The following is a 6,346-nucleotide window of genomic DNA, read 5'->3' on the forward strand; positions in this document are numbered from 1 at the left end:
AATCGTTTTTGTCCGCGATCCCCCGAGCCGGAGGTTTTTCGTGAGCGCCGCGCATCTGGAAAAACTCAACGCCGACCAGCGTCACGCCGTCGAACACGGCATTGGCGAGGGGCGGACCTTTGGCTCGCCGCTGCTGATCATCGCCGGCGCTGGCTCGGGCAAGACCAACACTTTGGCGCATCGGGTGGCGCATCTTCTCCTCAAAGGCGCCGATCCGCGCCGTATTCTGCTGATGACTTTTTCGCGCCGGGCGGCGGGCGAGCTGACATCTCGGGTCAGGCGCATCTGCGCCGAAACGCTGGGCGGAAAAGCCGGCGTGCTGACCGACGCGCTGGGTTGGGCGGGAACTTTTCACGGCATAGGCGCGCGTCTGCTGCGCGAACACGCCGAGCAGATCGGTCTCGATCGCGAGTTCACCATCCATGACCGCGAAGACAGCGCCGACCTGATGAATTTATGCCGGCATGACCTCGGCTTTTCCAAGACGGAAAAGCGCTTTCCGACCAAGGGAACTTGCCTCGCGATCTATTCTCGCGCCGTCAATTCGCAGGCGCCGCTCGATGAAGTTTTGGCCAGGAATTTTCCCTGGTGCGTCGGCTGGAGCGAGGAATTGCGAAAACTCTTCGCGGCTTACGTCGAGGCCAAACAGGCGCATCACGTCCTCGATTACGACGACCTGCTGCTCTATTGGGCGCAAATGGCCGGCGATCCGGACCTGGCCCGCCAATTGGCCGAGCGCTTCGACCACATCCTGGTCGACGAATACCAGGACACCAACCGGCTTCAGGCTTCGATCCTGACCGGATTGAAGCCGGACGGGCGCGGCCTGACGGTGGTCGGCGACGACGCGCAATCGATCTACGCTTTTCGGGCGGCGGACGTGCGGAACATTCTGGATTTTCCCGGCCAGTTCACGCCCCCGGCGCAAATTGTCACGCTTGAGCGCAATTACCGATCGACGCAGCCGATCCTTGCGGCGGCCAATGGCGTCATCGCTCTCGCGGCCGAACGCTTCACCAAAAATCTCTGGACGGAGCGCCAGTCCGCCGAGCGACCCTGTCTTGTCGTGGTGCGGGACGAGACGGACCAGGCCAATTACATTGTCGAAAAGGTTCTGGAGGCGCGCGAAGCCGGCCAGCAGCTGAAAGCGCAGGCGGTGCTGTTTCGCGCCTCGCATCATAGCGGGCCGCTGGAGATAGAACTGACCCGCCGCAACATTCCCTTCGTCAAATTCGGCGGCCTGAAATTCCTCGACAGCGCCCATGTCAAGGACTTGCTGGCCTTGCTGCGATTCTCGCAAAATCCGCGCGACCGCGTCGCCGGTTTCCGCCTGCTGCAATTGCTGCCCGGCGTCGGCCCGGCCTCCGCCCGGCGCGCGCTCGACGAGATGACGGAAGCCGCCGATCCGCTGGCCGCGCTTTGCGCCTTGCCCGCTCCGCCACGCGCCGGCGAATTCTGGGACGATTTCGTCGCCATGCTGCAAAACCTGCGCGCCGGCAAGCTGGATTGGCCGGCCGATCTCGGCGCCGCGCGAAAATGGCATCAGCCGCATCTGGAGCGCCTGTACGAGGATGCGGCGACGCGGCAACTCGATCTCGCGCAGCTCGAACAGATCGCCGCCACATACCCGTCACGCGAAAGGTTCCTGACCGAACTGACGCTCGATCCCCCCGACGCGACCAGCGCCGAGGCGGGAGTTCCGCTGCGAGACGAGGATTATCTCATTCTATCCACCGTGCATTCCGCCAAGGGCCAGGAATGGAAATCGGTGTTCCTGCTCAATGTTGTCGACGGCTGCATTCCTTCCGATCTCGCCACCGGCGCCTCATCCGAGATCGAGGAGGAGCGCCGCTTGCTTTATGTTGCGATGACCCGAGCGAAAGACCATCTGCATCTCATGGTCCCGCAGCGGTTTTTCACCCATGGCCAGCACGCGCAGGGCGACCGCCACGTCTACGCCGCGCGAAGCCGTTTTATCCCCGCCGCCCTTGCGCCCTTGTTTGAAATGACTTCGTGGCCCCTCGTCACGGCTGAGGCTTCACGCCGCGCCGAAGCGCCAAGAAAAACAATCGATCTGGGCGCGCGCATGCGCGGCATGTGGCGTTGAGGCTGTGCAGTCATGGACCCGGCAGGCGAAAGGCTACGAAAAATCATCCATATCGACATGGACGCCTTTTTCGCTTCGGTTGAGCAGCGGGACAATCCGGAACTGCGCGGAAAACCTCTGGCGGTAGGTTATGGCCGCGAGCGCGGGGTGGTCGCCGCCGCTAGCTACGAGGCGCGGCAGTTCGGCGTGCGTTCCGCCCTGCCGTCGGTGACCGCCTTGCGCAAATGCCCGGAGCTGATATTCACAGCCCCGCGTTTCGACGTCTACAAGGCGGTCTCACTGCAAATCCGGGCCATTTTTGCTCGATTCACCCCGCTGATCGAGCCGCTGTCGCTGGACGAGGCCTATCTCGACGTCACGGATTTTTTGCAAGGCGGAGACACCGCCACCGAAACCGCGCAGGCGATTCGGGCGATGATCCGCGAAGAAACCCGGCTCACCGCCTCAGCCGGCGTATCCTACAACAAATTCCTGGCCAAGCTGGCCTCGGGCCAGAACAAGCCGGACGGCTTGTGCGTGATCACGCCGAAACAGGGACCGGGCTTTGTCGAAAACCTGCCCGTCGCCCGATTTCACGGCGTCGGCCCCGCGACGGCGGAAAAAATGCGGCGTCTCGGCGTCGTGACCGGCGGCGATTTGAAAAGCTGCGCCCTGGAATATCTGCAGGAGAATTTCGGCAAGGCCGGCGGCTTCTATTACGCCATCGCGCGCGGCGTCGACGAGCGGCCCGTTCGGCCGGACCGGGAGCGCAAGTCGCTGGGCGCGGAACGGACGTTCCTGCAGGATCTTTTCACCTTCGAACAGGCCGTCACCGCGCTACAGCCTCTCGTCGACAGGATCTGGCCTCCGTACGAAAACATGAGGCTTCGCGGCCGCACCGTGACGCTGAAGGTGAAATTTGCGGATTTCCGGCAGATCACCCGCAGCCACAGCGACAACGCGCCCCTCTCCGGTCGCCCGGAGTTCGAGCGGCGCGCGCTGGCTCTGCTCGCGCCGATTTTCCCGGCCCGGCGCGGCGTCCGCCTGCTCGGCCTGACCCTGTCCGGCTTCAATCGCGAGGCTTGCCCTAACGAGGGGCAGATGAGTTTCCAACTTGATGGGATGGACGGGAGTTGACCGACTGCGTTCGCGCGCCTTTCAACCGCCCAGACTGACCGCGAAAAGCCCGCGAAGGCTTTCCAGCAGGCCCGACCGATGCCGGGTCTCGCCCAAAGCCGACAGAAACTCTTCCGCCCAATGGTCGATGTCGTATTCCAGCAAATGGTCCATCATCGGGTCGTGGCGGCGTTGGCGCTCTTCCAGGGGCATTTCCAGCGCCTGTTTGAGCGCCGCCGCGACGGCTTCGCTCTCATGAGGGTTGACGATCAGAGCGCGGTCGAGTTCGGCGGAGGCCCCGGCGAATTCCGACAGCACCAGCACGCCCGGATCAGCGCGATCCTGCGCCGCCACGAATTCCTTGGCGACGAGGTTCATCCCGTCGCGCAAGGGGGTCACCAAGGCCACATCCGCCAGGCGATAGAGACCGGCTAGCACGGTGCGTGAATAGGGGCGGTTGATATAGCGAAGGGGTGTCCAGTCGGCTTCGCCATATCGGCCATTGATCTTGCCGACCATCGCGGTCACTTCGTCCTCGATCGCAATGTATTCCTTGATGTCGGACCGGCTTCTCGGTGTGATCTGCAGAAACACCACCTTCGACCGCCACTCGGGGTGCTCGTCGAGAAAGCGGTCGAAGGCGTTGATGCGATGCAGGATGCCTTTGGAATAGTCGAGCCGGTCGACGCCAATGACCAGTTTGCGTCCTTGCAGGCTTTCCCTGACGTCCTCGACGCAGCGCGAATGCATGGAGAAACGGGAGAGCCGGGCAAAGGCGGCGGTCTCTATGCCCACCGGAAACGCGCCCAGGCGGGTCTGCCGCCCGTCAACCGAGATCGTCATCGGGTTGCGACCCAGCGTCGCTCCCATCGGTGTCAGGTAATGCGCAAAATTATCCCGGTCGCGCTCGGTCTGGAAACCGACGAGATCGTAATAAGTGAGCGCGCCGAAAATATCCTCGTGATGGGGCAGGGTCTGCACGATGTCGGGGGGCGCGCAGGGGATATGTAGAAAGAACCCGATTGGATTGCCGTGACCGCGCGCCCGCAGTTCCCGAGCCAGCGGCATCAGATGATAATCATGCACCCAGATGACGTCGTCATCCCTGATCAATTCGCTCAGCTTTTCAGCGAACAGGCGATTTACGCGCATATAACCGGTCTGGTCGGCGCGCGAATATTCCTGCAGATCGCCACGATAATGCAATATCGGCCACAAAACGCGATTGGCCAGCCCATTGTAATACTCTTGGAAATCCGCCTCCGACAGGTCGATGACCGCGTAGTCGACCTTGTTGCAGCGCTGGACCAGAGGCTCTTCCGCCGGATCATCGTTGATCTTGCCGCTCCAGCCGAACCACACTCCGGTGCGGTTGCGCATCGCCGCCTTCACGGCGACGGCGAGCCCTCCCGCAGTGTGCCGATTGCCGGGATCGGGCGCGGCGACACGGTTAGATACGACGATCAGCCGCGAGCTCATATTTCCTCCACCTGTCGCTATTCGGAAAGACTGGACACAGCCTTGTTGATTGTCGGACGCGCGATCTTCACGGCCGGAGGAGGCGGCATGATCCTCGGTCATTCGGTAACGGCGCATGCGCCCGGATAGCATCGCGCTGGTTCTTTGCGTCCTGAACGGCGCCCCATCGGCCACTCGCTCAGCTAGTTGTTCATCCAGTGTTCATCCAGACGAGCGAACATGAACGCGCCGGGGCGGTAAGTTGTTCCTCTAATTCAATGCTCAATAGCGGCTTGCGTCGGTCCATGCACAGGCGTGGCTTATTCTTGTAGCTTGGCTCAAGCGAGGCGCATTCATCTTGCCGGCCTTATCATGATGCCGGCAGCGACCATTGCCGACTACAGTGGGATCCATGGTGGGGTTGAACTAAACGAAGCGCCGCCGCTTCCCTGCGCCGACGAAATCCGGTCAGCCAATTGCGCCAACCAACGGCGCACTTCCGCGGGTCCGCTGAACTCGGCCGCGTTGGAATCGAAAAACTCGCCGCCGACGCGCAGGCCCCGGCCGCCCAAGTCCTCGGCCGCTGCAAAGGCGGCGAGGTCGCCGACATCGTCGCCGATCATGACCGGCTGGCGGCCATCAAACGGCGGCCGCCGCATGAAGCCTTGCAGCGCCGCTCCCTTCGAGGTGTTTCTGTCGACCAGTTCCACGACCATGCGGCCGGGACGCACCTCCAGCGCGGCCGGCAGCATCGCCCGCAACCGGCGCTCCACTTCCGGCCCGCAATGTTCGGCCAAGCGGTAATGCACCGCAAGCGCGGCGCCTTTTGGCTCAACCCAGACGCCCGGATCGAGATCGGCAAGGCTGCGGACCTCTTCGATGAAAGCCGGCGTCAAGGCGGGTGCGACATCGCGGATCGCGCCCGCCTCGTCATCCCGGATTTCGGAGCCATGCGCTCCAGCCGCCCGGAGTTGCAACGGCGCCAGCAGGCCATCGATCGCGGCGATGGTGCGGCCGGACAGGATCGCCACGGCGCCCTGCAGCCCCAGCGACAGGCTCCGCAGCAATCCAGCCAGTTCTGCCGGCGGCAAAGCGCCGGACGGCGTCGGGGCGATATCGATCAGCGTGCCGTCGAGATCGAGAAACAGCGCCAGATTGCGGACGTCGCCGAAAATGTCGTCAAAGGGGATCGCGGATTCCATTTGAGCTTGCCTGCGGTAGAGACGGAAGACACTTTGGCGGACTCGGCTTGCGACCCTAATCTTTGGCGAAAAACTTTGTTCCATCGCTTGCGGCCCTATGCTCAGGCGTCGCGCAACGGCCGCCCGCTGCTTGGCCATGGACAGCCACTTTGTTTTGGCTTCTGATCGGGATCAAGGTCCGCGCGAAATCGAATTCGTGACTTCGTCGCCCAAGACGCCGAGGGGCAAGCTGCAACGGTTCATCCTGCGCAATCACGAAAAGGACCAGGCGGCGCAAAAGGGCCCGATAAAACTCTATTTCATCACCTGGATCGAGATAAACGCCATGCAAATTCAGGATAAAGTCTTTGTCGTCAGCGGCGGCGGCTCCGGCCTCGGCGCCGCCGTGGCCCGTCAGATCGTCGCGGCTGGCGGCAAGGTGGTCATCGCCGACATCAACGCCGAAGCGGGACAGAAAATCGCCGCCGAACTGGGCGCCTTCGCG

5 protein-coding genes are annotated in these 6,346 nt (G+C 62.8%); 3 read left to right on the top strand and 2 right to left on the bottom strand.

All coding sequences use genetic code 11. The features are described 5' to 3' along the window. The first annotated feature begins 40 nt into the window (after positions 1-40). On the top strand, positions 41-2,107 hold the full coding sequence (locus tag ACLP2E_RS13980; RefSeq protein WP_442466291.1) for an ATP-dependent helicase: 2,067 nt from the start codon (positions 41-43) through the stop codon (positions 2,105-2,107). A 12-nt stretch (positions 2,108-2,119) separates the two neighbouring features. Beyond that, the gene (dinB, locus tag ACLP2E_RS13985) at positions 2,120-3,223 is read left to right on the top strand and encodes a DNA polymerase IV (RefSeq protein WP_442466292.1); all 1,104 of its coding nucleotides are present in this window, start codon (positions 2,120-2,122) and stop codon (positions 3,221-3,223) included. Between the two features lie 21 nt (positions 3,224-3,244). Here the strand turns inward: dinB and otsA are convergent, their stop codons facing one another. Then, positions 3,245-4,681 (bottom strand): alpha,alpha-trehalose-phosphate synthase (UDP-forming), encoded by a 1,437-nt coding sequence (gene otsA / locus ACLP2E_RS13990; RefSeq protein WP_442466293.1) that lies wholly within the window; start codon positions 4,679-4,681, stop codon positions 3,245-3,247. A gap of 377 nt (positions 4,682-5,058) precedes the next feature. Further along, on the bottom strand, positions 5,059-5,862 hold the full coding sequence (gene otsB / locus ACLP2E_RS13995; protein WP_442466294.1) for a trehalose-phosphatase: 804 nt from the start codon (positions 5,860-5,862) through the stop codon (positions 5,059-5,061). Between the two features lie 286 nt (positions 5,863-6,148). Between otsB and ACLP2E_RS14000 the strand changes: the two genes are divergently transcribed. Then, a partial coding sequence (locus ACLP2E_RS14000; RefSeq protein WP_442466295.1) for an SDR family NAD(P)-dependent oxidoreductase occupies positions 6,149-6,346 on the top strand: 198 nt, incomplete at its 3' end.

The organism is Rhodoblastus sp., from assembly GCF_052145335.1.
Lineage (GTDB): Bacteria > Pseudomonadota > Alphaproteobacteria > Rhizobiales > Beijerinckiaceae > Rhodoblastus.